General features: G+C 61.6%; 28 protein-coding genes. 4 read left to right on the top strand and 24 right to left on the bottom strand.

The window, feature by feature from the left end; all coding sequences use genetic code 11:
• Nucleotides 1-106: 106 nt before the first annotated feature.
• Entirely contained in the window at nucleotides 107-997 is an 891-nt protein-coding gene (locus ELQ88_RS09610) for an AraC family transcriptional regulator (RefSeq protein WP_128872191.1), read from the bottom strand.
• Nucleotides 998-1,188: 191 nt separating this feature from the next.
• On the opposite strand from ELQ88_RS09610, the gene ELQ88_RS09605 reads away from it, so the two are divergent.
• Nucleotides 1,189-2,241, top strand: a complete 1,053-nt coding sequence (locus ELQ88_RS09605) for an NAD(P)-dependent alcohol dehydrogenase (RefSeq protein WP_138964758.1) — start codon at nucleotides 1,189-1,191, stop codon at nucleotides 2,239-2,241.
• Here the strand turns inward: ELQ88_RS09605 and ELQ88_RS09600 are convergent.
• The 6 genes from ELQ88_RS09600 to ELQ88_RS09575 all read right to left on the bottom strand — a co-directional run bounded on the left by ELQ88_RS09600 (nucleotide 2,238) and on the right by ELQ88_RS09575 (nucleotide 8,121).
• Nucleotides 2,238-3,041 carry an IclR family transcriptional regulator gene (locus ELQ88_RS09600; protein WP_128872189.1) on the bottom strand — a complete coding sequence of 268 codons (804 nt, stop codon included), beginning with the start codon at nucleotides 3,039-3,041 and terminating at the stop codon, nucleotides 2,238-2,240. The genes ELQ88_RS09605 and ELQ88_RS09600 overlap by 4 nt on opposite strands.
• Before the next feature lie 60 nt (nucleotides 3,042-3,101).
• A complete protein-coding gene (locus tag ELQ88_RS09595; RefSeq protein ID WP_138964756.1) occupies nucleotides 3,102-4,412 on the bottom strand; it encodes an MFS transporter in 1,311 nt (436 codons plus the stop codon).
• A gap of 176 nt (nucleotides 4,413-4,588) precedes the next feature.
• Nucleotides 4,589-5,737 carry a galactonate dehydratase gene (gene dgoD / locus ELQ88_RS09590; protein WP_008152275.1) on the bottom strand — a complete coding sequence of 383 codons (1,149 nt, stop codon included), beginning with the start codon at nucleotides 5,735-5,737 and terminating at the stop codon, nucleotides 4,589-4,591.
• A gap of 44 nt (nucleotides 5,738-5,781) precedes the next feature.
• Nucleotides 5,782-6,402 carry a 2-dehydro-3-deoxy-6-phosphogalactonate aldolase gene (locus ELQ88_RS09585; RefSeq protein ID WP_138964754.1) on the bottom strand — a complete coding sequence of 207 codons (621 nt, stop codon included), beginning with the start codon at nucleotides 6,400-6,402 and terminating at the stop codon, nucleotides 5,782-5,784.
• A 19-nt stretch (nucleotides 6,403-6,421) separates the two neighbouring features.
• Entirely contained in the window at nucleotides 6,422-7,414 is a 993-nt protein-coding gene (locus ELQ88_RS09580) for a 2-dehydro-3-deoxygalactonokinase (protein WP_138964752.1), read from the bottom strand.
• Between the two features lie 224 nt (nucleotides 7,415-7,638).
• Nucleotides 7,639-8,121, bottom strand: coding sequence for a GNAT family N-acetyltransferase (locus tag ELQ88_RS09575; protein WP_128872185.1), 483 nt, complete (start codon nucleotides 8,119-8,121; stop codon nucleotides 7,639-7,641).
• Between the two features lie 164 nt (nucleotides 8,122-8,285).
• Here ELQ88_RS09575 and ELQ88_RS09570 point away from each other — a divergent pair, with 164 nt between their 5' ends.
• From ELQ88_RS09570 to ELQ88_RS09560, 3 genes are all read left to right on the top strand, one after another.
• Entirely contained in the window at nucleotides 8,286-8,624 is a 339-nt protein-coding gene (locus tag ELQ88_RS09570; protein WP_138964750.1) for a hypothetical protein, read from the top strand.
• A 44-nt stretch (nucleotides 8,625-8,668) separates the two neighbouring features.
• Complete coding sequence (locus ELQ88_RS09565) at nucleotides 8,669-8,923, top strand: hypothetical protein (RefSeq protein WP_128872183.1); 255 nt, start codon at nucleotides 8,669-8,671, stop codon at nucleotides 8,921-8,923.
• A 105-nt stretch (nucleotides 8,924-9,028) separates the two neighbouring features.
• Nucleotides 9,029-9,409 (top strand): Rho termination factor N-terminal domain-containing protein, encoded by a 381-nt coding sequence (locus ELQ88_RS09560; protein WP_138964748.1) that lies wholly within the window; start codon nucleotides 9,029-9,031, stop codon nucleotides 9,407-9,409.
• Nucleotides 9,410-9,606: 197 nt separating this feature from the next.
• Here ELQ88_RS09560 and ELQ88_RS09555 read toward each other — a convergent pair whose 3' ends face one another.
• From ELQ88_RS09555 to fabG, 17 genes are all read right to left on the bottom strand, one after another.
• The gene (locus ELQ88_RS09555; RefSeq protein ID WP_138964746.1) at nucleotides 9,607-10,536 is read right to left on the bottom strand and encodes a PfkB family carbohydrate kinase; all 930 of its coding nucleotides are present in this window, start codon (nucleotides 10,534-10,536) and stop codon (nucleotides 9,607-9,609) included.
• Entirely contained in the window at nucleotides 10,529-11,995 is a 1,467-nt protein-coding gene (locus ELQ88_RS09550) for a cytosine permease (protein WP_138964744.1), read from the bottom strand. Before ELQ88_RS09550 ends, ELQ88_RS09555 begins: the two co-directional genes overlap by 8 nt.
• Nucleotides 11,996-12,229: 234 nt before the next feature.
• A complete protein-coding gene (locus ELQ88_RS09545) occupies nucleotides 12,230-13,228 on the bottom strand; it encodes an ADP-ribosylglycohydrolase family protein (RefSeq protein WP_128872179.1) in 999 nt (332 codons plus the stop codon).
• The gene (locus tag ELQ88_RS09540) at nucleotides 13,225-13,938 is read right to left on the bottom strand and encodes a GntR family transcriptional regulator (protein WP_138964742.1); all 714 of its coding nucleotides are present in this window, start codon (nucleotides 13,936-13,938) and stop codon (nucleotides 13,225-13,227) included. Before ELQ88_RS09540 ends, ELQ88_RS09545 begins: the two co-directional genes overlap by 4 nt.
• Nucleotides 13,939-14,165: 227 nt before the next feature.
• Nucleotides 14,166-14,726 carry a DUF1285 domain-containing protein gene (locus ELQ88_RS09535; RefSeq protein WP_128872177.1) on the bottom strand — a complete coding sequence of 187 codons (561 nt, stop codon included), beginning with the start codon at nucleotides 14,724-14,726 and terminating at the stop codon, nucleotides 14,166-14,168.
• A gap of 18 nt (nucleotides 14,727-14,744) precedes the next feature.
• Nucleotides 14,745-15,350 carry a DUF4823 domain-containing protein gene (locus ELQ88_RS09530; RefSeq protein ID WP_128872176.1) on the bottom strand — a complete coding sequence of 202 codons (606 nt, stop codon included), beginning with the start codon at nucleotides 15,348-15,350 and terminating at the stop codon, nucleotides 14,745-14,747.
• 263 nt (nucleotides 15,351-15,613) lie between these two features.
• The gene (locus tag ELQ88_RS09525; RefSeq protein ID WP_138964740.1) at nucleotides 15,614-16,582 is read right to left on the bottom strand and encodes a radical SAM protein; all 969 of its coding nucleotides are present in this window, start codon (nucleotides 16,580-16,582) and stop codon (nucleotides 15,614-15,616) included.
• 140 nt (nucleotides 16,583-16,722) lie between these two features.
• A complete protein-coding gene (locus ELQ88_RS09520; RefSeq protein ID WP_008152317.1) occupies nucleotides 16,723-17,361 on the bottom strand; it encodes a TetR/AcrR family transcriptional regulator in 639 nt (212 codons plus the stop codon).
• Between the two features lie 384 nt (nucleotides 17,362-17,745).
• Nucleotides 17,746-18,534, bottom strand: a complete 789-nt coding sequence (locus ELQ88_RS09515) for a TatD family hydrolase (RefSeq protein ID WP_128872174.1) — start codon at nucleotides 18,532-18,534, stop codon at nucleotides 17,746-17,748.
• Nucleotides 18,535-18,548: 14 nt separating this feature from the next.
• A complete protein-coding gene (locus ELQ88_RS09510) occupies nucleotides 18,549-18,905 on the bottom strand; it encodes a PilZ domain-containing protein (RefSeq protein WP_128872173.1) in 357 nt (118 codons plus the stop codon).
• 42 nt (nucleotides 18,906-18,947) lie between these two features.
• Nucleotides 18,948-19,934: a DNA polymerase III subunit delta' gene (locus ELQ88_RS09505; RefSeq protein WP_128872172.1), complete on the bottom strand. Its 987-nt coding sequence runs from the start codon at nucleotides 19,932-19,934 to the stop codon at nucleotides 18,948-18,950.
• Nucleotides 19,927-20,559 (bottom strand): dTMP kinase, encoded by a 633-nt coding sequence (gene tmk, locus ELQ88_RS09500; protein WP_128872171.1) that lies wholly within the window; start codon nucleotides 20,557-20,559, stop codon nucleotides 19,927-19,929. The genes ELQ88_RS09505 and tmk overlap by 8 nt, the downstream gene beginning before the upstream one ends.
• Nucleotides 20,560-20,578: 19 nt before the next feature.
• Nucleotides 20,579-21,844, bottom strand: coding sequence for an endolytic transglycosylase MltG (gene mltG / locus ELQ88_RS09495; protein WP_138964738.1), 1,266 nt, complete (start codon nucleotides 21,842-21,844; stop codon nucleotides 20,579-20,581).
• A gap of 3 nt (nucleotides 21,845-21,847) precedes the next feature.
• Nucleotides 21,848-22,663: an aminodeoxychorismate lyase gene (gene pabC / locus ELQ88_RS09490; RefSeq protein ID WP_138964736.1), complete on the bottom strand. Its 816-nt coding sequence runs from the start codon at nucleotides 22,661-22,663 to the stop codon at nucleotides 21,848-21,850.
• Nucleotides 22,663-23,907: a beta-ketoacyl-ACP synthase II gene (gene fabF / locus ELQ88_RS09485; protein ID WP_128872168.1), complete on the bottom strand. Its 1,245-nt coding sequence runs from the start codon at nucleotides 23,905-23,907 to the stop codon at nucleotides 22,663-22,665. Before fabF ends, pabC begins: the two co-directional genes overlap by 1 nt.
• Nucleotides 23,908-24,016: 109 nt before the next feature.
• On the bottom strand, nucleotides 24,017-24,253 hold the full coding sequence (gene acpP / locus ELQ88_RS09480; RefSeq protein WP_003175607.1) for an acyl carrier protein: 237 nt from the start codon (nucleotides 24,251-24,253) through the stop codon (nucleotides 24,017-24,019).
• Between the two features lie 191 nt (nucleotides 24,254-24,444).
• Entirely contained in the window at nucleotides 24,445-25,188 is a 744-nt protein-coding gene (gene fabG / locus ELQ88_RS09475) for a 3-oxoacyl-ACP reductase FabG (RefSeq protein WP_007942004.1), read from the bottom strand.
• Nucleotides 25,189-25,204: the final 16 nt, after the last annotated feature.

The raw sequence follows: 25,204 nt of genomic DNA, 5'->3' as shown, positions 1-25,204 counted from the left end.
GTAGGAGCTGGCTTGCCAGCGAAGGCGGTGTGTCAGTCATATAGATGCTGGCTGGCCCACCGCCTTCGCCAGCAAGCCGGCTCCTACAGGGGGGATCTGCGGTGCATCAGGCGGCGCGTTCGTCGCCGGGATTGCGCTCGAAGTAGCGCTTGTACTCGCGACTGAACTGCGACGTGCTTTGATACCCCACCCGATGCGCCACCTGCGCCACGCCCAGCCCCTCGGCCACCAGCAAGGTCTGCGCCTTGAGCAGGCGCAGGCGCTTCAAGTACTGCACCGGCGACAACAAGGTGCTGCGCTTGAAATGCTCGTGAAAGGTCGACGCGCTCATGTTCGCGCAACCGGCCAGGGTTTCGACGTTCAACGGCTCGGTGTAATGCGCATGCAGATGACTGAGCGATGCCGCGATCCGGGCGAACTGTCCCTGCTGCTCGACCAGTGCCCGCAACACATCGGCTTGCGGTCCGCGCAAGGCGACGAACAACAACTCGCGCAATCGGGCCTGCCCCATCACCTGGCATTCCAGCGGATCGTGCAGGCAACGCAGCAGCCGTTCCACACAGCCACGCATCGCGTCGTCGAGCACCGCAGAGGTCATGGACTCCGGCGTCTGCGCCGCAATCGTGCGTCCCGACACCAGCCCCATGGCCAACACCAACTCACCGAGCAGCACCCGGTCGATGGCGATGGACACCCCGAGCATGGGCCCATCCGGTGCCGAAAACGTCTCGCACTCGAACGGCACCGGCAGTGCCTGGATCAGATAATGCCCGGCGCCGTACTCCAGCGTACGGGGCCCCAGATACGCCAGTTTGCTGCCCTGGGCAATGATCACCAGGCTCGGCTCGTAGATCTGCGGGCCACGGGCCACATCACAACTGGCGCGCAGCACCTGCACACCCGGCAATGCGGTGGGCGCGAAACCATCACGAGTGGTCAGCGGCTGGATCAATGAAACCAGGGTGGCATTGGCATCGAGATGACGGGTCAACAGCATGGGCAGCTCTTCACGGAAAAAGTCGCGGAAATCGGGATGAAAGCATCATCGCAGGTCTGCTGGCCAATGCGTCTCCTTCGAGGCGCATGCCGGAGGAATAGGCATGACACCCGGAGGAATCGCCATGGCCGGGCGTGGGTCCGGCGCCCAGAATTCACCCCCTCACCTGTCACTGCTCTGCGAGGTTCCTCATGTACACCGCCATCGGATATGCCGCCCAATCGGCCACCACGCCCCTCGCCCCCGTGAAATTCGAGCGCCGCAGCCCTCGGGCCGACGACGTTGCCATCGATATTCTGTACTGCGGCGTTTGCCATTCCGACATCCACCAGGCACGCAACGAGTGGGGCATTGCAGTTTACCCACTGATGCCCGGCCACGAGATCGTCGGCAAAGTGACCGCCATCGGTGCGAATGTCACCCGACACAAGGTCGGCGACCTGGTCGGTGTCGGCTGCATGGTCGATTCCTGCCGCAGCTGCGAAGCCTGCCAGTCGAATCTCGAGCAATACTGCCTCGAAGGTCCGACCATGACCTACGCCACCCCGGACCGGATCGATGGCAGCAACACCATGGGCGGCTATTCCGACAGCATCGTGGTCAGCGAACACTTCGTCGTGCGCATCCCGGAAACACTCGACCTGGCCAGCGCCGCGCCGATCCTCTGCGCCGGCATCACCACCTACTCTCCGCTCAAGCACTACGGGGTGAAGGCCGGAGACAAAGTCGGGATTCTCGGCATGGGTGGCCTCGGCCACATGGGCATCAAGTTCGCCAAGGCCATGGGCGCCGAAGTGACGCTGTTCACCCGCTCGGCGAGCAAGGCCGAAGAAGCTCGCCGTCAGGGCGCGGACCACGTGATCGTGTCCACCGATGCCGAACAGATGAAGGCGGCGGCCGGTCATTTCGACTTCCTGCTGGACACCATCCCGGTGCAGCACGACCTCAACCCCTACCTCGACACCCTGCGTTTCGACGGCGTGCACATTCTGGTGGGCTTGATCGAACCGGTCGAGCCGCCGGTGCATGCGGGCAAGCTGGTGATGAGCCGTCGCGTATTGGCCGGCTCGCTGATCGGTGGCATTGCCGAGACCCAGGAAGTGCTGGATTTCTGCGCCGAGCACGACATCACTTGCGACATCGAGATGCTCGACATCCGCCAGATCAACGAGGCTTACACCCGCATGATCGCCGGTGATGTGAAGTACCGCTTCGTGATCGACATGGCGACGCTGAAGGTCTAAACCTTCAGGCCTAACTCCGCAGACAGCCGGGCTGTGACCCCCTTGATCAGAGGGATCAGCTCGGCCATTTTTTCCAGCGGCATGTAGGGCACGGTGCTGGCGATGCTGATGCCAGCGACAATGCGCCTGGAGGCATCACGGATCGGCGCCGCCACACAGCGGATCGACGGTTCGTTGTCTTCCAGATCGAAGGCGTAGCCGCCCGTCACATACTCGAGCATGCGCTGCTGAAACTGCTCCCAGGACTGCTCCGGGTGCTGCGGCCAGAATAGATTTTTCCCACCTGCCGGCAGGCTGACTTCGTACAGCCGCTGCCATTCTTCCTGCGTGTCATCCAGCATCAGCGCCTTGCCGATCCCGGTACGCGCCAACGGCATGCGGTGGCCGACCCGCGAACGCATTTCCGGGCCGTTGCGCCCCGGATTCTTGTGCAGATAGAGCACCTCGTCGCCTTCACGAATCGCCAGGTGGATGGTGTCGCCGGTCAATGCCGACAACTCATCCAGGTACGGCCCGGCCAGGGTCACCAGGGGCAGTTCTTCGCGCGCCTGGAAACCCAGTTCGATCAGCTTGGGCCCCAACAGATAGCCGATTTGCGGCACCACCCGCAGGTAACGCTCATCCACCAGACAACTGGCCAGACGATGGGTGGTGCTGCGCGTGGTGCCGATCAGCCGGGCGATTTCCTTGAGATCACGGGCACCACTGGCCACCGCCTGCACCACACCCAGGCCACGCAGCAGTGTCTGGGTGCCGGTCGGCGCGGCGTCCTTGGCGATTTTCGGGGCGTCTTCCTGCATATCCAGCCTTTACCGTTGAGCGAGTGAACGGGCGGCATTATGGTCGCCCGACGCCTGCAACTACAACTTGATACGCTCGACCTTGCCCACCAGCAGGATGTAGGAAAGCGCGCCAATCAACGCCAGCGCCGAGATATAGGTGATCGCCGGAGCGAACGAATTACCGGTGGCGAGGAAACCGATGACGATGGGCGTGGTGATGGCCGACAGGTTGCCGATAAAGTTGAACACCCCGCCGGTCAGTCCCAGCAACCGGGCCGGGGCCAGGGTCGACACCAGCGACAAGGTGATCGAGGCCAGCCCGTTACCGAAAAATGCCAGCGCGAGGAAGGCAATCACCAGCGGGGTCGACTCGACGAAGTTGGCGCCGATGATCGAGGTGGAAATCAACAGGCCGCCGATGATCGGCAACTTGCGGGCAAAACCCACCGTGTAGCCGCGCCGGATCAACCAGTCAGAGAAGAACCCCGAACACAGCACGCCGACGAAGGCGGCGAGGAACGGCAGCGATGCCAGCAGGCCGGACTTGATGAAGTCCATGCCGCGATATTTCACCAGGTAGGTCGGGAACCACGTGAGGAAAAACCACAGTGTCGAGTTGAGGCAGAACTGGCCGAGGTAGATGCCCCAGAGTTTGCGTTTGCTGAGGACGACGCCGAGGTCGGTCCAACTGAATTTCGCCTTGGCCTTGGCGGTTTCGACCTGAATATCCACCAGCCCGCCGCCCTCGCGGATCAGCTCGATTTCAGCCGCGTTGGCGCCCTTGAAATCCCGCGGCTCGCGATACACCGCGTACCAGATCACCGCCCAGAGAATGCCCACCGCACCGGTGCTGACGAAGACCATGTGCCAGCCGTATCGATGCTGCAACCAGGCCAGTACCGGGGTGAGGAATGCCAGGCCGACAAATTGCCCGGAGGTATAAAAACCGATGGCGGTGGCACGCTCGCGTTCAGGGAACCACGTGGTGACCACACGGCTGTTGATCGGATAGGCCGGCGCTTCCAGCGCACCGACCGCCATGCGCAGGACGAACAGCGCGATGAAGCTGGCAGCAAAGCCGAGCATCACCGTGGCGATCGACCACAGCAGCAGCGCGACGCTGTAGAGAATCCGTGGCGGGACGCGATCCACCAGCCAGCCGCCGGGGATCTGCATGGCGGCGTAGGTCCAGCCGAACGCAGAGAAGATCAGCCCGACATGGATCGGATCGATCCCCAGTTCGCTGGTCAGCGCCGGGGCGGCAATCGACAGGTTGCTGCGGTCCAGGTAGTTGATCACCACGGTGATGAACAGCAGGACCATGATGAAAAAACGCTTGCGACTGGGCGTCACCAACGACGCCTGCCCGGTGAGGGTTTGCGGTTGCATGGGGGGGGTGCCTCTTTTTATATTTATTGAGATCGTGCTGAAGATTTGCGCTGCCCCCCCTGTAGGAGCTGGCTTGCCAGCGAAGACGGCGGCACATCCGGCATTGATGTGACTGAAAGGACGCTTTCGCTGGCAAGCCAGCTCCTACAGGGGGATTGCGGTGGGTCAGTGAGATTTCACCACTCGGCAAAACTGCCATCGGCATGGCGCCAGATCGGGTTGCGCCAGCGGTGGCCGACCGCCGCGCGTTCGATCACGTATTCCTCGTTGATCTCGATCCCCAGGCCCGGGCCGTTGGGGATCTTGACGAAGCCTTTGTCGTAGTCGAACACCCGTGGATCCTTGACGTAATCCAGCAGGTCGTTGCTCTCGTTGTAGTGGATGCCCAGGCTCTGCTCCTGGATGAACGCGTTGTAGCAAACCGCATCCAGCTGCAGGCACGCCGCCAGCGCAATCGGGCCCAGCGGGCAATGCAGCGCCAGCGCCACGTCGTAGGCTTCGGCCATGTTGGCGATCTTGCGGGTTTCGGTGATGCCGCCGGCGTGGGAAGCATCGGGCTGGATGATGTCGACGTAGCCTTCGCTGAGCACGCGCTTGAAATCCCAGCGCGAGAACAGCCGCTCACCCAGGGCAATCGGCGTACTGGTCAGCGGCGCCAGTTCCTTCAGTGCTTCGTAGTTTTCGCTGAGCACCGGTTCTTCGATGAACATCAGTTTGTACGGATCGAGCTCCTTCATCAGCACCTTGGCCATGGGTTTGTGCACCCGGCCATGGAAGTCGACGCCGATCCCGACGTTCGGGCCCACCGCGTCGCGCACGGCGGCGACGTTGGCCAGGGCCAGGTCGACCTTCTCGAAGGAATCGAGGAATTGCAGCTCTTCGGTGCCGTTCATTTTCACCGCGGTGAAACCACGTTCGACCGCTTCTTTCGCCGCGCGAGCGGTGTCCGCCGGCCGGTCGCCGCCGATCCAGGAGTAGACGCGGATCTTGTCGCGCACCTGGCCGCCGAGCAAATCACTGACCGACACCCCCAGGGCCTTGCCTTTGATGTCCCACAGCGCCTGGTCGATACCGGCCAGCGCGCTCATGTGAATCGCGCCGCCACGGTAAAAGCCGCCGCGGTAGAGCACGGTCCAGATGTCTTCGATGTTGCGTGGGTCTTTGCCGATCAGGTAGTCGGACAATTCTTCGACGGCAGCCGCGACCGTGTGGGCGCGACCTTCGACCACAGGCTCGCCCCAACCGGTGACGCCCTCGTCGGTTTCGACCTTGAGAAAGCACCAGCGCGGTGGAACGATGAAGGTGGTCAGTTTGGTGATTTTCATGTTGTCTCTCTTATTGGATGCAGCGCTCGCAGCGCCAGACAGTCTCAGCGAAGGGCTTTCCAGGCCGCCACATAGGCCTTGGCGTTAACGGCCACCTCTTCAGGCGTCATGCCCGGTTTGAACAAACCGGAACCGAGGCCGAAGCCTTTGACGCCCGCGTCGATAAACACCTGCATGTTGTCCGGAGTGATACCGCCGACCGGCGCCAGAATCGTTCCGGCAGGCAGTACGGCGAGCCAGGCTTTGACGACGGCCGGCCCCATCTGCTCGGCCGGGAACATCTTCAGTACGTCGGCGCCCTCGGCCAATGCGGCAAAGGCTTCCGTCGGCGTCGCCACACCCGGCGACAGGAACAACCCCGCGGCCTTCGCCGCACGCAACACCTTGGGATCGCTGTGGGGCATGACGATCACCTGGCCGCCTGCGGCTTTCACTTGCCCGACCTGCTCCGGCGTCAGCACCGTGCCCGCGCCGATCAGGCAGTCGGCAGGCAAGGTGCTGCTCAGGATGCGGATACTGTCGTAGGGTTCAGGGGAATTGAGCGGTACCTCGATGACGCGAAATCCGGCGGCATACAGGACTTCTCCGATGGCCGCCGCCTCTTGCGGGCGCAGGCCCCGCAGGATCGCGATCAGACCGTTTTGCGCCAGTGCTTGCTTGAGCATGTCAGACCTCCAGTCAGGTTTAACGGGATGGGGTTGCGGCCATCAGTCCGGCGGCGATCGCCAGCTGCCACAACCCGCGTTCGGTGGCCTGTTCGGCCAGGGTCACCCGGGCAAAACCGCAGGCGTCGAGTGCCCGGGTATAGCGGGCACACAGTTGGGCATTACCGATGAGGATGATCGAGGGCAGATGCACGCTGTTGCGGCGCCGGCGCTGGACATTGGCCAAGGCCGACAGCTCATGACCGATCAGCAGGCCGGACAGGTAATCCGGTTGCGCGCTGGCACTCAGCTCGCCGGTCAGCCCGAGGCTGCGGGCGCTGAACAAGGTCGACAGCGGGCCGATCTCGCCGTCCGCCGACAAGGCCACTTGCACTCCGCGATCGAAGGCGGCGCCATCGAAAGACGCACCGCGTAGCTGGGTGCGTCCGAGAATGCTGTGTTCGCTGAGCACGGCGAAGATTTCGCCGGTCATGAAGGTATCGAAATGCTCGATGCAGCCGTCGGCGACTTGCACCCATTTCGAATGACTGCCCGGCAGGCCGATCAACAGATCGTTGCCGCAATCCACTGGCAGGTTTTGCAGCACGCCCAGCACTTGGGTTTCTTCGCCGCGCATCACATTAGGTAAAGGCGAACGCTGGATAACGCCCGGCACGATGTGCACATCGACACCGCGAGTGCTGCGCAGGGTGTGCAGGGCGGTGCCGAGACTGGCGACGTTTGCCGGGGTATCGCGGTAGGCCGCTTCGCACCAGCCCTGGGCGCTGCCGACCATGCCGCAGGCAATCACCGGCAAAGCGGGCTGCGCGTCGAGCCAGTCACCGCAGGCCTCATCGAAGGCCAGCTCAAAACCATCGGTGCATGCCCGGCCGGCGACGATTCGTGGCGCTGTGGGCAGTTGCATGATGCCCGACGACAGCGAGCGCTGTTCGAGCACTTGGCCATCCTGGCCCAGTTTGTAAGCACGTAATGAGGTTGTCCCCCAATCGAGCGCGATCAATTGCGCCAGCATCGATTCACCTGTTCTGTTTATTGGCAGTGAGTGAGCTGGACTATAAACCCGCAAGGGCCTAAATCTCAATATATAAATATGCATCCCATATATTGAGCATCGACAAAAAAAATCGCAGCCTTCGGCAGCGCCTACAGGGATCGTGGTCGGGCGCGATGTTGCGGCGCACACCGAATCTGTAGGAGCTGCCGAAGGCTGCGATCTTTAAAGCGTGTCGCGTGCGATCAGATACCTTGGGCAAAATCCCGCAACACCGCCCCATCCATCCGATACCGCACCCACTCCTCCTGCGGCTGCGCACCAAGGGATTCGTAGAATTCGATCGCCTGTTTGTTCCAGTCCAGCACGCTCCACTCGAACCGCCCGCAATCATTGGCGCAGGCGATTTTTGCCAGATGGCGCAACAAGGTCTTGCCCGCGCCACCACCGCGCTGTTGCGGGGTGATGTAGAGGTCTTCGAGGTACAGGCAGTTGCTGCCCAGCCAGGTGGAATAGCTGAAAAAGAACACCGCAAAGCCGATCGGCGAGCCGTCGCGCAGGCAGATCAGGCCGTGGGCCGTGGCGCCTTCGCTGAACAGGCTGCGCTCGATGTCGGCGACACTGGCGATGACTTCGTGGCGGGCACGTTCGTAGTCGGCCAGTTCAGTGATGAACGCGAGGATTTGCGGTGCATCGCTGGGGGTCGCCGGGCGAATCTCGATGGTCATGGACGTGCCTTCGTCAAAATTGAAAACGCCATACTAAGTCGCTGCGCATGTTGTGGCGAGAGAGCTTGCCGGTTTGGACCGTTCGTCGTTCATCAGGCACCAATCCAAATCGGCACCGGACCAATAACAGGTAAGGACTCTCATTCGAAAATGGAGACACCAGCATGATCACGTCCAGGTTGTCCGCCTTCGCTCTTGCCACCCTGATGTCCTGCGCCGCTTCCGCCGCCACCACCGCCTCCGGCACCGGCCCGACCAACCCGGTCGAAAGCCCTGAAGCCCCCGCCATCCAAAGCGCACCCGCCATGAACACTAACGGTACGAGCGTCGACAGCAGCCTGCCGCCCTCCACCGGTACCGACCCACGGACTCAGGGCAATGACGCGGGCCGTCAAGGTGGCATGAACCAGCCGGACACCCGGACACCCGATAACGCCGACACCGGCGTCGGCTCGAAAACCACCACCGGTGGTTCCGGTTCCGAAGGCGGTGTCAGTCAATAGTTCGCCCACGCGAGCGACTTATTCACCTGCATAAAGAGGTAAGCATGAACGTCGACCAAAACCTTGAAAAAGAAGTCCTGACCCGCCTGTTGCACGCCCACCCGAGTGGGCTGGGCAAGGAGGTCCTGGACAATTACCGGGGGGAGAAAGTCGTGGCCAGCACCCTTGCCACGCTGCAGGAACGCGGGTTGATTCAACACGGTCATGTGACCTGCAACGAGGCCGGTGAACACGCGCTCAACTTGCCGATCAAACTCAGCGCTGCCGGGGTTGAAGCAGCGCGCAAGCTGGACATCTAACCGTGTAGGAGCTGCCGCAGGCTGCGATCTTCTGCCTTGAATGCTGGAAGATCGCAGGCTCCGCCAGCACCTGCGGATATACATCCTGAAGCAAGGAGAAATCCCATGCCTCGTGGAAGCAAAGACAAGTACACCGGCGAACAGAAACGCAAGGCCGAGCACATCGAAGACAGCTACGAGAAAAAAGGTGTCGCCAAAGATGAAGCAGAAGCTCGCGCCTGGGCCACGGTCAACAAGCAGTCGGGTGGCGGTGAGCGCAAAGGGGGCTCTGGACGCAAGACACCGGCGAGCGCCAAGTCCGAAGATCGCCAGGAGTCATCCCGACGCGCAGTGGCCAGCCGTGAGGGGCATTCGCGCAACAGCGAGGCTTCGCGCGATACCCAGACCGTGGACAGTTTGCGTAAGGAAGCCACGGCGAAGAAAATTCCGGGGCGGTCGAGCATGCGCAAGCAGGAGTTGATCGAGGCGTTGCGCAAGGCGGGTTGACGCTGAATGATGCGCTGACTTTGAGGGCCCCTTCGCGAGCAAGCCCGCTCCCACAGTAGATCTGCGTTCGACCAAATATTGATGATCAACACAATCCTTGGTGTGAGCTTGCTTCCACAGGGGGATCTGAATCTCACCAAATATGGGTGGTCGACACAAAATCCTTTGGGAGCGGGCTTGCTCGCGAAAGCGGTGGATCAGGCGCCGGAGATGTTGCTGATCAACTCATCCACCTCGGCAGTCCCGGGCGAAGTCGCCGGCCCCCACCGGGTCACCGCCAATGCCGCCGCCGCATTCGCCCGCCGCGCCGCCTCACCTGCCGCCAACCCCTGTGCCAACCCGGCCACGAATACCCCGGCATGCGCATCCCCGGCACCATTGCTGTCCACCGCCTCGACCTTGAACCCCGGCACATGCCGGTGCTCGCCGTGCCGGCTGATCCAGCACCCTTGCGGCCCATCGCGCACCACTGTCAGCACCTCGGCCGGCAGATGATCAGCCAACCGGTTCAAGGCTTCGCCGATGTCCGGCGCGCCGGTAAACCGCAGCGCCTCGACACTGTTGCTGGTCCACAGATCAATGCGCGGCAGCAAGGCCTGCATCAACGGCGCATCCGGCGACTCCACCAACGGGCCCGGGTCGAACACCACCTTGATCCCGCCCGGCAACGCCAGCACCCAATCCACCAGCGCCTGCGCCTTGCCGCGATGCAACAGGCTGTAGCCACTGACGTAGACATAGTCGCCCGCCTCGGCCGGCACACTCGCCAGGTCCTCGGCGGTCAACTCGCCCTCGGCGCCGATATAGGAAATGAAACTGCGCTCGGCCGACGCGTCCGTTACCGCAACGCACAGCCCGGTATCGCGCTCGGCGCAGTCGGCGATGCCGAGGCGGATGCCTTGCGCGTTCATCGCCTCACGGGCCAGATCGCCGAAACGTCCGGTGCCGTGGCGCCCCAGGTAAATCACCGGCAAACCGTTACGCTGGGCGGCAGCCATTACATTGAAGCCACCGCCAGCTTCGAAACGGGCGGATTGCGCCAGCACGTCACCGCCCGGCTGCGGCAGTTTATCCACGGCCATGACCAGGTCGATGATGACCTGGCCGGTATGCAGCAATCTAGGCATGAGCATTCTCTAGCAACGCGGCGCGGCGATCCCTGGCCCCGCCGAGTACACAGTAAATCCCGCCGGCCACCAGGAAGGTCACGATCCAGCCCAAGCCGTTATGGCCCAGCCAGGAGTCGGACAGGAAGCCGCGGAACCAGACGTTCTGTTCGGTGGTGCCGAGGGTGGTAAAGCTGAAACCCAGCACGATCGCTACGGCCCACGCACCGAACGCACGCCACTCGACGCCGCCGCGATACCAGTAGGCGCTGCTCGGGCTGACGTCCAGCAGATCCTTGGGGCTGTAGTAGTGACGATGAATCAGGTCGACCACGAAGATCGCGACCCACGCCGTGATGGGCACGGCCAGCAGCGAAATGAAGGTTATGAACGGACCGTAGAAGCTGTCCGCAATCAGCATGAAGTAGATCGAACCGGCGAAGATCGCAACGATATCGACCACCACGGCGTAGACGCGCTTGACCTTCAGGCCGAGGGTCAAGGTGGTCAGGCCGGCGGAGTACACCGACAGGTTGTTCGACAGCAGCAGCCCGCCGAATGCGGTCATCAGGTACGGCACGGCCATCCAGGTCGGCAGCATGTCGCGGATCGCGACGATCGGATCGGTGGCCGAGGCCAGGTCGTTGTTGCCCACCGACAGCAGCCCGCCGAGGGTGATCAGCAGTACCAGCGGGATCCCCGCACCGAACGCCGCCGACGCGACCAGGCGCACGGCCTTGACGCTGCGGTGCTGGTAGCGCGACATATCGGCACCGGCGTTCGCCCAACCGATGCCGGTGCCGGCGGCCATGGTGCCGATACCGATGATCATGGCGCTCAGCGGTGCCGGCGCGGCGTTGAACACGGCGCTCCAGTCGATGGTCGCGCAGAGGAAACCGCCCACCAGAATGTTCAGCGCACCGAACACATAGGTCGCCCACTTCTGGATCACCAGCAAGGTGGCATGGCCGAGGCCGGAGACCGACAACGTCAGCAGCACGAAAATCGCGATGAACACCAGGGTCAGCAGCGGTGCGCTTTTGGCTTCCACTGGCGAGCCGAACAGGATCGAGCACAACGACAGCAACACAAATGCCGCCGTGGTGGTGTTGACCGTTTCCCAACCCAGACGCGACATCAGCGAGACCAGGGTCGGGCCGATATTGCCGCGTACGCCGAAGATCGCTCGCGACAGGGTCAGGCTCGGAGCCCGGCCCCGCCGGCCGGCGATGGAGATGATGCCGACCACCGCAAACGAACCGGCGGCGCCGAGGATCGCGACGATGATCGCCTGCCAGATCGCCAGGCCGCGAAACGCCACGAGGGTCGCACCCAGCGGCAGGCCGAGGATGGAAATGTTGGCGGCGAACCAGACCCAGAACAGTTGCAGCGGATGGCCGTTGCACTCCGCCTCCGGTACCGGTTCGATGCCCCGGGTTTCCAGTTGCCCGGCGCTTGGCCCGGCGGTCGATGAACTCATGAAAACAATACTCCAGTTGCCTTTGTTGTGGTTGTGGGCAATTTCGGAAGACGAAAACAAAATCCCGGCGGTCCTGGCCGTATTCGTGCGTTCCATTGCGGGTGAAAAGTTTGAGTGCGCGGCGCGCCCATCGCGGGCAAGCGAGCTCCCACATTAGATCTGTGCCATGCACAAGATTATGTGCGCTGCATAACCCATGTGGGAGCGGGCTTGCTCGCGAAGAGGCCAGTCCGGTCAACGCAAAGCTAAAAGTCCTTTTACCAAAGGCTCCAGCTCCAGATGATTAACAGCCTTGACCTGCTCGATCATCGCCGCCGGCCAGCTCTCCAGCCCCAGGCAGGCCCCGAGCATCGCCCCGAGAATCGCCGCGATGGTATCGGTGTCACCCCCCAGGCTCGCCGCCATGCACAGCGCTTCGAAGGCGTTCATTTCGCCAATGGCCACTTGCTGGGCCAGGGCAAACGACACCACCACCGATTCCTGAGACGCCACCGAGGTGCCGATCACGTCATACAGCAAATCGGCGAGCATCGCCCGATCGCTGTCGACACTGAGGGTCCGTGCCCAACTGATGCGCGAAGCGATGCGTCCGCCCGCGACCCAGTGCCCATGCCCCTCCGCTTGCAATGCCATTTGCTGGCCAAGGTTCAAGGCTTCGCCCAGGTCCATGCCGTTAATCCCGGCCGAGATCACCGCCGCCACCGCCGCCGCACTGGAAATGCCCAGCGTGGTGTTGTGGGTGACCTGGCAGGCCTGCACCACGGCCTGGATGAAAGGTTCAGGAGCGGCGACATCCGCCGCGATCCCGACTGGCGTGATGCGCATGGCCGCGCCGTTGGTGGAGCCGTAACGCCCCGCTTCTTCCGGTGAATGGCCGGCGAGGATCATCTCGATCGCCCGCTTGGTCGACGGGCCGAGCAAGTCCTGTGAGCCCTTGGCTTGCATCTCGGCTTCCCATTCGATCAGCCGCCGGGCAAGCCTTGACGGGTCGATCAAGCCCTCGCCCTCGACCAGCAATTGGCCGACCAGAATCGCCTGTTCGGTGTCGTCGGTGATCGAGCCCTTGGGCATGTTCGCGGCGATCGGCTGATCCGGGCCGGCGTCCTGCAGATCGGTGATTTCGCCGAAGCGCGCCTTGATCTCGGCGCGGCTCAGGGATTGCGTCGGCATGCCCAGCGCATCGCCCAGGGCCAGGCCATAAAATGCGCCCAGGGCACGGTTGAGTGCGGTCATTGTGAACGGCCAAATTGCAGGTGCAGGCGAAAATGCACCGGGTCGAGCAGGCTTTCGACCTGCTCCATGAAGCGGTTTTTCCGGTCGTAGGTGGTGCGCAAGGCTTTGAGGAATACCGTGCCTGGGGGGCGGCCCAGCAGTTCGGCGTCTTCGGCATTCAGGGGTTCGGCGCCGATCCATTGATCGCCGCGCTCACCGATGTAGCCGTAGGCGGCCAGGGTGATGGTCAGGGAGTTATCGATCAGGCCGACCCGCGGCAGGCTTTCCAGGCCTCCGGTGGCGGGCATCAGTGAGCGTTCGAGGGAGACCAGCTTGCCGTCGGTGGAACGCCGGCGTCGGTCGAGGGTGATGAATTGGTCGGTGCCGAAGCGCGGCAGCAGGTCAGGACGGGTCACCGCCTCCAGCCGCAGCACTTCGGTATTGATCAGCGCCCCGCTGTCGGCCAGGGCCTGGGCCCAGCCGTTGCGTTGATCGAGTACCACACCGTCGAAGGTGACGATGGAGCCGACCCCGCTTTGCGTCGCGATGTAATGGCGCCGTTTCAATTCGGCCAGGGCCTCGCGCAGCGTGCCCCGGCTGACCTTGAATTCCTGAGCCAACTGATGCTCGCCCGGCAATAGAAAGCCGTCCTCCAGGAGGCCGCTTTCGATGCGCCGGATGAGTTCGTCGACCACCCGTTGTTTCTTGTCAAATCGTACCTGTCTAATCATGTACAACGTGATAACCGAAACGGGCTGGGGCGGGCAAGGAATATTTCAGGCAGGTGACGGGAGGGTGTAGGCGTCGCTCAGTGATAATGGGTTGCGTCAGTGACGCAGCCTCCGCTGCGGTGCGGCGATCCGACAAGCCAGCTCCTACAGGTCAAGTGTCGTGCCCGGATCATGCGGCCGACATATAACCTGTGGGAGCGGGCTTGCTCGCTCCCACAGGGATAGTGTTACGGCTCGAGGCCGATGGGGAAGAACTCGCCACCACTCCAGACGCCTAGCCAGCGCTGCCCGTCGATCTCTCGGGTCACGGCCAGTTCCACCAGCTGATAGAACACATTGCGGTGGATCAGCGCTTCAAGGTTGGTGCGCACATGCACGTACGGCGCCGGCTCTTGCGTCACCGGGTCGATCACTACCCGCATCGGGTGTTCGGCACCGGCCTCGGCGGTCTCCTCGACATTGGTGGTAAAGCGCAAGACCTGCGCCTCGCCCTCGCCTTCCACCTCCACGGCAATCGCCACGAAAGGCGCATCGTCGACCTTGATGCCGACTTTCTCGACCGGGGTGATGAGGAAGTAGTCATCGCCGTCGCGACGCATGATGGTGGAGAACAGCTTGACCATCGGCTTGCGCCCGATCGGCGTGCCCAGGTAGTACCAGGTGCCGTCGCGGGCGATGCGCATGTCGATGTCGCCGCAGAAGTCGGGATTCCACAGGTGGACCGGTGGCAAGCCTTTGGTTTTGGGGATTTGCCCCAACAGGTCGTTGGCTTTTTGCGGGCCACTCATGGCGTTCTCCTTCTTGAATTAGTGGTCGCTGAGCCCCAGCAAGCTACGAGCATATTGCTCCAGCGGCGGGCCCATCAGGTCTTCCGGCTTGGTATCGTGGAACGTCAGCAAACCGCCACGACTCTTGATCCGTGCAGTATCAATCAAATACTGGGTGCTGGTCTCGATCAACATGATCTGAATGACGCCACTGTCGATACCGAGTCGATCCACGGCTTCCTGATCGAGCCATTCGTCCGAGTTGCCGATACGGTCATCGGACTTGGCAAAGCGGGTATACAGCAGGTAATGCGCACCGGCGGCTCGGGCTTCGCCCATCGCCTGGTCGAGACCTTCCGGCACGCGGGCCCGGCGCACCATCGGGAAGTATTCGATAAAGCCATCGAAGGCGACTTCGGCGATCACGTTGGGCCGTGGATAAGCACTGCCCGGGGGAGCGAAGGCGCCTTGGGCGATGTAGACAAAGGAGTCCGGCTGAATGCGCAGATTATTGGCTCGGCGGCTGTCGCTATGGTCGAGCAGACCCGCGTCGCTCATGTGGTAGCGAGTGCCTTCGGCCATGTCGCTGACCTTCATGCAGCCACCAAGCGCCAAAATGGCCAGCAGCAAAACCAGGCTACGCATCCTTCCCTCCAGAGGCCGGTGACGGAAAACCGGCGAATGGGCGTTGGATGCAGCTTCCGCGCCAGCTCAAGTACATGGTTGCCTATTCGAATACCTCAGCGGGCAAGCCTCGCTCAGGTGTACGCAAAACCCTGTAGGAGCCGGCTTGCCAGCGAAGGGGGCATGCCTGACACACCGCATCGCCTGGTTCGCCAGCAAGCCGGCTCCTACAGGGTTTTGCGTACTCCTTGTGTTTAAGCGGGCTTGCTCGCGAAGGAGGCCTGTCAGCCGCCGATAATTTTCATGATTGTCGCGCCACCGGAGAACGCCACTTCCTGCTTGTCGCCCAGGGCTTTCACCAGCAAGCGCTGCAGCGCCGGCAATGCCTGATGGCGCGGTTTGTCCAACAGGTCACCGACATAGTGGCGATTGCTCGACGACAAACAGCCATGCAACCAGCCAGTGGAGGACAGCCGCAACCGCGAACAGGTCCGGCAGAACGGCACGCTTTCGTTGGCGATCACGCCGAAGTAACCCTGCCCCGGAACTTCATAACGCACTGCCGTGGCGTCTACAGGTGCGTTAGCTTGCAAATACTCGTAGCGCTCGCCGATCAGGCTCAGCAACTGCGCAAGACTGACGAACTGCTGCAGGAAGGCATTGGAGTCGCTGGCCAGGTGGCCCATGCGCATCAGCTCGATGAAACGCAACTCATAGCCGCGCTCCAGGCAGTACTCGAGCAGCGGCATCACCTGATCGAGGTTCTGCCCGCGCAGCGGCACCATGTTGACCTTGATCTTGATGCCGGCAGCCGAAGCCTGGTCCATGCCGTCGAGCACAGTCGCCAGATCGCCGCCGCGGGCAATGCTGCGAAACGCACTGGCGTCCAGGGTATCGAGGGAAACGTTGATGCGCCGGATGCCGGCATCCACCAGCAGCGGCAGTTTTTTCGCGAGCAACTGACCATTGGTCGTCAGGCTGATGTCCTCAAGGCCCATCTGCCCGACAGCTGTCATGAAGGCTTCAAGTTTGGGGCTGACCAGTGGCTCGCCGCCGGTGATGCGCAAACGCTCGATGCCAGCGGCTTCGATCAGATAGGCCACGCCCCGGGCCATCGCCTCGGCCGAAAGTTCATCCTGCGCAGCCACCAGCCGCTTGCCGTTAGGCACGCAGTAGGTGCACGCGTAATTGCAGGCTGAAGTCAGGCTGATCCGCAGATTGCGAAAACGCCTGCCTTGACGGTCAACGATCATGGATCACTCCGGCAAAAGGAAATTCGGACGGAGTAAAACTTGACTCAGAAATCAAGTTTTAGCAAGCCCTATGCCTGAGTATATTCCTGAGGTACTGCGCCATGTAGCTAAATCATGGCGCGATCAAGCAGCTGAATGGCTCAGCTGCTCGGGGTGTCGGTATCGCGCTTGCGTTTGTTGCCCATGCGCACGCCGATGTCCATCAGGAACTGGAAGAAGCCTTCCTGATCTTCCAGCACATTGCTCCAGAACGGCGAGTGATACAGCGCAACGGCGCCGTGCACCAGCGCCCAGGACGCGCAGTAATGGAAGTAAGGCGGCACGTCTTCGAGTTTGCCTTCGCTGATCCGGCCTTTGATCAGCAGGGTCAGGCGTTCGAAGTTCGAGGCGCGGATCTTGTGCAGTTCCTCGACCATCTCCGGCACCTGGTTGCCCTTGACCACCTTTTCTTCCAGGCGGTCGAACAACCGATAGCGTTGCGGGTCGCGCATGCGGAATTCGAAATAGGCCCGGGACAGCGCCTCCTTGTCCTTGTCGACATCGGCCGAATGCAACAGCTCGTTCAGATCGCGCTCGTAATCGAGCATCAGGCGCAGATAGATCTCCGCCTTGGACTTGAAGTGCTTGTAGATCGTGCCTTTGCCGATACCGACGGCATCAGCGATCATCTCGACGGTGACACTGTCTTCACCCTGGTCGAGGAACAGCTTGAGCGCGGTATCGAGAATTTCTTGCTCGCGGCGACGAAACTCACGGACCTTACGAGGTTCTTTATGCATAAGAAAAGGTCTGTAGGGGTCAAAATTCGAAGCCGCGTATTATGCCTAACTTGCGCCAAAATGCACGGATCATCCGACCATATCTGTGTTTCATGATGATTTCACGCAGCTTTGCAATTGATGAGAACGCTTCCGAAGCGGGCGTATTCCAAAATTGTTTAAAAACCCGCCCTGCTAAACTGGACTCGGCGCAATACTGATCAATACTTCAAATGTCGGCGGGGCATCTCCCCCAAGTGTCGCGCCGATATAGGTACCAACGGACCGCGTGCCTTTGTTTTACTCCTAATGGTCTTAACCCGGATTCACCCCCCAGAACCCGGGTTTTTTTTGCCTGCGATTTAGCCTTGTGGGCCGAGGCTGCTCAGGAAGGCGGCGTTGACTCTAAACCGGTTTCACATGCGCCAACGGGAATAAGCGCTTGAAGTTCTGCGTGGTCTGCTCGGCAAACCGCTCATAGGGCTCACCGCGCAACATCGCCAGAAACTCTGCCACTTCCCGCACATACTGCGGCAGGTTCGGCTTGCCGCGATAAGGGATCGGCGCCAGATATGGCGAATCGGTTTCCACCAGCAAGCGGTCAGCGGGCACTTTGCTGGCCACGTCGCGCAACGCATCGGCATTGCGGAACGTGACAATCCCGGACAGGGAAATGTAATAACCCATGTCCAGCGCCGCTTTCGCCATGTCCCAGTCTTCAGTGAAGCAATGCAGGACGCCCGCCTGAGGCAGCGCCGCTTCACGCAACAGACTCAAGGTGTCGGCACGGGCGCCACGGGTGTGAATGATCACCGGCTTGCCCGTCTGCTGCGCCGCCTGCAAGTGCAGACGAAACGATTGCTGCTGCAACTCGGCCGCTTCCGGTTCGTAGTGATAGTCCAGGCCGGTTTCACCGATCGCCACCACGCGCGGGTGATTCAGTTCCTGCAGCAACCACTCCAGCGCTGGCGCCGCACCGGGTTGCACATCCAGCGGATGCACACCCACCGAGCAGTCGACGTCGGCGTAGCGTTCGGCCAGGGCTTTGACGTCGGCAGCGTTTTCGACGCTGACGCCGATACACAAAAAGTGACCGACCCCGCGCTGACGGGCGGCATCGAGCGCAGCATCCAGAGAACCGTCGTGCGCGGCAAGGTCGAGGCGATCAAGGTGACAATGAGAATCTACGAGCATAAAAGGGCTGCAACTTACATCGTATGGGTAGGACGGTCGGACTTCAGGGCTCCGGCCAGATGGGTTTCGATGCGACTGCGCGCGGTATCGTCGCCTTCATTGAATTGTACGCCGACCCCCGCGGCCCGGTTGCCCTGGGCGCCTTTAGGGGTGATCCAGGTGACCGTGCCGGCGACCGGGATTTTTTCCGGCTCGTCCATCAGGTTCAGCAGCATGAAAACCTCATCGCCCAACTTGTAGCTTTTGTTGGTCGGGATAAACAGGCCGCCGTTCTTGATGAACGGCATGTACGCCGCATACAACACGGACTTGTCCTTGATCGTCAGGGACAAAATGCCGTTGCGTGGCCCCGGATTGACGGCTTCATTCATGCTGATCTCCACGGCTGATATTCAGAGTCTATGCGCGAACGGTCACTTCTGGCCAGGCAAGGACGCCCATTGCACCAACAGCGCCTCCAGCAACAGCGCCGGATTCAGGTTGGCTTTGTTCATCACTTTCTGCCGCTGGGCGAGAATCCAGTCCTGAATGGCGAGCACTTTGTCCTGCGCGGTTTTCTGCGCCAGGTATTGAATGACCTTGCGCATGTCCGTCAGGCCGAGGCCTTCTTCATCCTGGGTCAACTGATAGCGCAGGATCAGGCTCGACCAGTCGCAGAACCAGTCGAACAACAGCAACTGCGGTATGGTTTTCCATTCTTCGGCCAGTTGGGTCGGCGACTGCTGCTGCTTGAGCAGTTTTTTCACCCCGTCGACCACCAGCGCCCGCTGTTCGCGTACGCCCCGGGCCTGCAACTTGACCGCGGCCAATGGCGACCCGGCGGCGAGTGTCAGCAACTCGACGCGTTCCTCTGGCGAACAGTCCGGCAGGGCCTTCGCCAGCCACGCCTGGCTCATCGCCTCACTGGGCAGCGGACACGCTTGCTGCTGGCAGCGACTCTTGATGGTCGGCAACAATCGACTGGACTGGTGGCTGACCAGCAGCAACACGGTATCACCGGACGGCTCTTCAAGACTTTTGAGCAAGGCATTGGCGGCGTTGACGTTCATCGACTCGGCCGGCTCGATCAGCACCACCTTGCGCCCACCCATCTGCGCGGTCTGGACCACGAAGCTGACCAGTTCGCGAACCTGATCGACCTTGATCGCCTTGTCGGCTTCTTCCGGTTCCAGGATGTAGTTGTCGGGGTGGCTGCCGGCCTTGAGCAACAGGCAGGATTTGCATTCGCCGCAAGCGTCCTGCGCGGTCGGCCGCTGGCACAGCAAACTGGCCATCAAGCGCTCGGCCAGCGCGCGCTTGCCGATCCCGGCCGGGCCATGCAGCAGATAGGCGTGAGCATGCTGCTTGCGCCCGGCCAACTGCTGCCAAAGGCTGTCCTGCCACGGGTAGGCTTCAGCCACGGGCCAACTCCAGCAGACGCGGGAGCAAGGTATCCAGCGCCCGCTGGACCTGCGTCAGCGGCTGGGCGGCATCGACCAGGACATACCGCGCCGGGTCCGCTTCGGCTCGCTTGAGAAAGGCACTGCGCACCGCATCGAAAAATGTCCGGCCTTCGAGTTCGAAGCGGTCCAGGCGACCGCGGGCACTGGCGCGGGCTAGGCCCACTTCAACGGGCAGGTCGAAAATCAGCGTCAGGTCCGGGCGCAAGTCGCCCTGGACAAAGGTTTCCAGGGCGGCGATGCGCTCCAGCGACAAGCCGCGGCCGCCACCCTGATAGGCGTAGGTCGAATCGGTAAAGCGATCACACAGGACCACGGCGCCGCGGGCCAGCGCCGGGCGAATCACCTCGGCCAGATGCTGGGCTCGCGCGGCGAACACCAACAGCAATTCGGTGTCGGGGTTCATGACTTCGTCGACGGGCGCCAGCAGCACCTCGCGGATCCGTTCGGCCAACGGCGTACCACCCGGCTCGCGGGTCAGCACCACCTCGATACCGGCGGCGCGCAGGCGCTCGGCCAGGTAGTCGCGATTGGTGCTCTTGCCGGCGCCTTCCGGCCCTTCCAGAGTAATAAACAAGCCAGTCACAGGCAGTCCTTAGTCAAAGTCATTGCGGGCTGTGCGGCGCGCTCGCATCGGGCGCGGCAGCGGGTTCTTCAGCGGGTTGTTGCGTCGGCGCTGATGACGGCTCCTGTGGCGGTTCATCGACAGGCGCAGGTGATTCGGGTGATGTCACCTGAGCAGGCGCTTGCGGCGACACTGGCTCCAACGCCTCAGGGGCCATGTCGGGCGAAGCGGCCGGAATCGGCATCTGCTCGTCCAGCGCTTCCGGCGCGCTCGCACGTGCCGGGCTGGAGCGGTAGTCGGCGCGGCGCTTGATCTGGAACTCGCGCACCGCGTTGTTATGGGCGTCCAGATCATCGGAGAACACGTGACTGCCGTCACCCCGGGCCACGAAATAGAGGCTATTGCCCGCCACCGGGTTGAGCGCCGCATGGATCGCTTCGCGGCCGACCATCGCGATCGGGGTCGGCGGCAGGCCGGAAATCATATAGGTGTTGTAAGGGGTCGGTTCCCTGAGGTGGGCACGGGTCAATTTGCCGTTGTAACGATCACCGAGGCCGTAGATCACGGTCGGATCGGTCTGCAACAGCATGCCCATTTCCATGCGCCGCACAAACACGCCGGCGATCTGCCCGCGCTCCTGGGGCACGCCGGTTTCCTTTTCCACCAGCGAAGCCATGATCAGCGCCTGGTAGGGTTCGGTGTACGGCACGTCGGCTGAGCGCTGCCCCCATTCCTTGGCGAGGACTTCGTCGAGGCGGTCGTAAGCTTTCTTCAGCAGCTCGGCGTCGGTCATGCCACGCACGTAGCGGTAGGTGTCGGGGAAGAATCGGCCTTCCGGAAAAATCCCGTCGTGCCCCAGTTTCTCCATGACCTGGCTATCGCTCAGACCCTCGAGGGTCTGTTCGAGTTTTTCTTCTTTGGCCAAGGCCGCGCGGACCTGGTGGAAATTCCAGCCTTCGACCAGGGTCAGGCTGTACTGAACGATTTCCCCGCGCTTCCACAGGTCGATCAGCCCTTCGACTGTCATGCCGGGCTGCATGCGGTATTCGCCCTTGTGCAAGGGTTGCCGGGCGAGATTGAAGCGCCAGTAAACGCGCAGCCAGAAAGCATCCTTGATCACGCCATCGGCTTCGAGCCGATAGAGGGTGCGGGTCGGCGTGGTGCCCTTGGGCACCTCCAGCAGTTCTTCCTGGGTGATATTCAGCGGTTGTTGCAGCGCCGAATGGATTTTCCAGGCAGAAGCACCCAGGCACAGCCCCGCCAGAACCAATCCGGTTTCCAGCAGCAGCAACAATTTACGTCTCACGAATCAAGCATCCAGTAGCAGGCGGGCAATGGTTTGGAGTTTACGGGTGAGCGGGCCAACCGGCCAGCTCAGTGCTGCGTAGGCGCACACCGGCCAAATACCATACACACTGTTGCAGACAAAGACTTCATCGGCCCATTGCAGCTGATCGAGGGTGATGTCGGTGATTTGCGTGGGGATGCCCAATGACTCGGCTTGAAACAATAATTCCGCCCGCATCACGCCGGCCACGCCACAGCGCTTGAGATCAGCGGTGATCAATACCCCGTCGCGCACCAGGAACAGGTTGCTGAACACACCTTCGATCACGCGACCGCCTTGATCGAGCATCAGACCTTCCGCGTGCTCGGAGTCTTGCCATTCGGAGCGGGCAATGACTTGTTCCAGGCGATTGAGATGCTTGAGCCCGGCGAGCAGGGGCTGCCTGGACAGGCGTGTCGAGCAGGGGAACAGACGCACGCCCTGCTCCGCATTCGCCACGGGATACGCGGCGGGAGGACTGCCTTGCAGAATGCGCCGTGCCGGCGCCGAAGGATCCGGTGCATAACCGCGCAGGCCATCGCCACGTGTGACGATCAGCTTGAGCACGCCTTCACCCAGCGCTTGGGCATAGCTCGATAACTCGGTGCGCAGCGCACTGTGGTCGAGGTTGATCGCCAGGCGCTGGCAACCCTTGACCAATCGCACCAGGTGCCGGTCCAGCAGTACCGGAGCGCCATGGTGCACGGCAATGGTCTCGAACAGACCATCGCCGTAAGCCAGGCCGCGATCCTTCAGCGACAGTGCGTCAGCCGGCTGACCGTCGACCCAGCTGTCCATCAGTCGGCAAACCGGCGGAACACCAGCGAGCCGTTGGTGCCGCCAAACCCGAAGGAGTTGGACAGCACTACATCGATCTCCATATTGCGTGCGGTGTGTGGCACGAAATCGAGATCGCAGCCTTCGTCCGGCTCATCGAGGTTGATGGTCGGCGGCGCTACCTGGCTGTTGATCGCCAGCACGCTGAAGATCGCTTCAACCGCGCCCGCCGCACCCAGCAGGTGACCGGTCATGGACTTGGTCGAACTGACCGCCAGCTTGTAGGCGTGATCACCGAACACCGACTTGATTGCACAGGCTTCGGCAAGGTCGCCCGCCGACGTCGAGGTGCCATGGGCGTTGATGTACTGGACCTGATCGCCATTGATCCTGGCATCGCGCAGCGCATTGGTGATGCAACGTGCAGCACCCGCGCCATCGGCCGGAGGCGAAGTCATGTGGTAGGCATCGCCACTGGTGCCAAAGCCGATCAGCTCGGCGTAGATCGTCGCGCCGCGGGCCTTGGCGTGCTCCAGCTCTTCGAGCACCAGCGCACCGGCGCCATCGGACAACACAAAGCCATCACGGCCCTTGTCCCATGGACGGCTGGCGCGGGTCGGCTCGTCGTTGCGGGTCGACAGTGCACGGGAGGCACCGAAGCCGCCCATGCCCAGACCGCAGGCCGCCATCTCGGCGCCGCCGGCAATCATCACGTCGGCTTCGTCGTACATGATGTTGCGTGCCGCCATGCCGATGCAGTGTGTACCGGTGGTACACGCCGTGGCGATGGCGTAGTTGGGCCCCTGTGCACCCAGGTGGATCGACAGGAACCCGGAAATCATATTGATGATCGAGCCAGGCACGAAAAACGGAGAAATCCGTCGCGGGCCGGATTCATGCAGGGTGCGGCTGGTTTCTTCGATATTGGTCAGACCGCCAATACCCGAGCCCATGGCCACGCCGATACGCTCGCGGTTGGCGTCGGTGACTTCCAGACCGGCGTTGCGAACAGCCTGAAAACCTGCGGCCAGACCGTACTGAATGAACAGGTCAAGCTTGCGAGCTTCCTTGACCGACAGGTATTCCTCGACATTGAAGCCCTTTACCGAGCCGCCAAAACGGGTGGAATAGGCAGAAAGGTCGGTGTGTTCGATCAGACCAATGCCACTGCGGCCAGCCAGAATGCCCTGCCAACTGCTCGGCACATCCGTGCCCAGTGGCGACAACATACCCATACCGGTGACTACGACGCGTCTACGCGACACAGCACTCTCCTTTTTTCAAATGACGACTTTGCCTCAGGCCTAAAGAAAAAACCGCACGCCGTGATGGCAGTGCGGTTTTTCCATGACAGCAAGCAACGATTACAAACTGTTACGCCTGGTGGCTGGTAACGTAGTCGATTGCAGCTTGTACAGTAGTGATCTTCTCGGCTTCTTCGTCAGGGATTTCGGTCTCGAATTCCTCTTCCAGAGCCATCACCAGCTCAACGGTGTCAAGGGAGTCAGCACCCAGGTCTTCAACGAAGGAAGCAGTGTTTACCACTTCTTCTTCTTTAACGCCCAGTTGCTCGGCAACGATTTTCTTGACGCGCTCTTCGATGGTGCTCATACCTTGTTTTCACTCCTAATGGACAAATTCAGGCAGCTGGCCAGTGGGTAAGTGTATAGAAAGACTTTTCAGTTTTTCAACTGAAAGCTTCACTCCTCAAACCCGGTGGCCCTCTGCCTATAAATAGATTGCAGCTTTATAACGGATTTTAGACAGCTCGTATGACATTTTTTTGAAGCTATCCGTCACATTTAACTCATGTACATCCCGCCGTTCACCGGGATTGTAGCCCCAGTCACGTAAGCCGCACCGTCGGATGCAAGAAAAGCGACCACAGACGCGATCTCTTGAGCTTGTCCCAGACGGCCCAGCGGAATCTGCGTCTGCAAGGCTTCACGCTGCGCCTCGGGCAGTTCGCGGGTCATATCGGTGTCGATGAACCCTGGGGCCACCGAGTTTACCGTAATCGAACGCGAGCCGACTTCACGCGCCAGTGCACGGCTGAAACCTTCCAGACCGGCCTTGGCCGCAGCGTAGTTTACTTGGCCTGCGTTGCCCATGGCACCCACAACCGAACCAATACTGATAATTCGTCCCCAACGGGCCTTGGTCATGCCGCGCAAAACGCCCTTGGACAGGCGGAACAGACTGTTCAGGTTGGTATCGACGACGTCATGCCATTCGTCATCTTTCATCCGCATCATCAGATTATCGCGGGTGATACCGGCATTGTTGACCAGGATCGCCGGCGCACCGAACTGTTCCTGAATGCTTGCCAGGACAGCAGCGACGGATTCATCGCTGGTGACATTGAGTTCCAGGCCAGTACCCTGGATACCGTTTTCCTTCAGGGTAGCGGCAATGCGCTCGGCCCCCGACGCGGAGGTCGCGGTGCCGACAACGATGGCGCCCTGACGACCCAGCTCCAGGGCGATAGCCTGGCCGATACCGCGGCTCGCACCGGTGACCAGTGCAACTTTACCTTGCAGACTCATGCAAGCTTCTCCTGAT

The organism is Pseudomonas sp. MPC6, from assembly GCF_006094435.1.
GTDB lineage: Bacteria > Pseudomonadota > Gammaproteobacteria > Pseudomonadales > Pseudomonadaceae > Aquipseudomonas.
The sequence above is the reverse complement of the archived record's forward strand: the minus strand, read 5'-3'. Positions and strand labels throughout refer to the sequence as shown.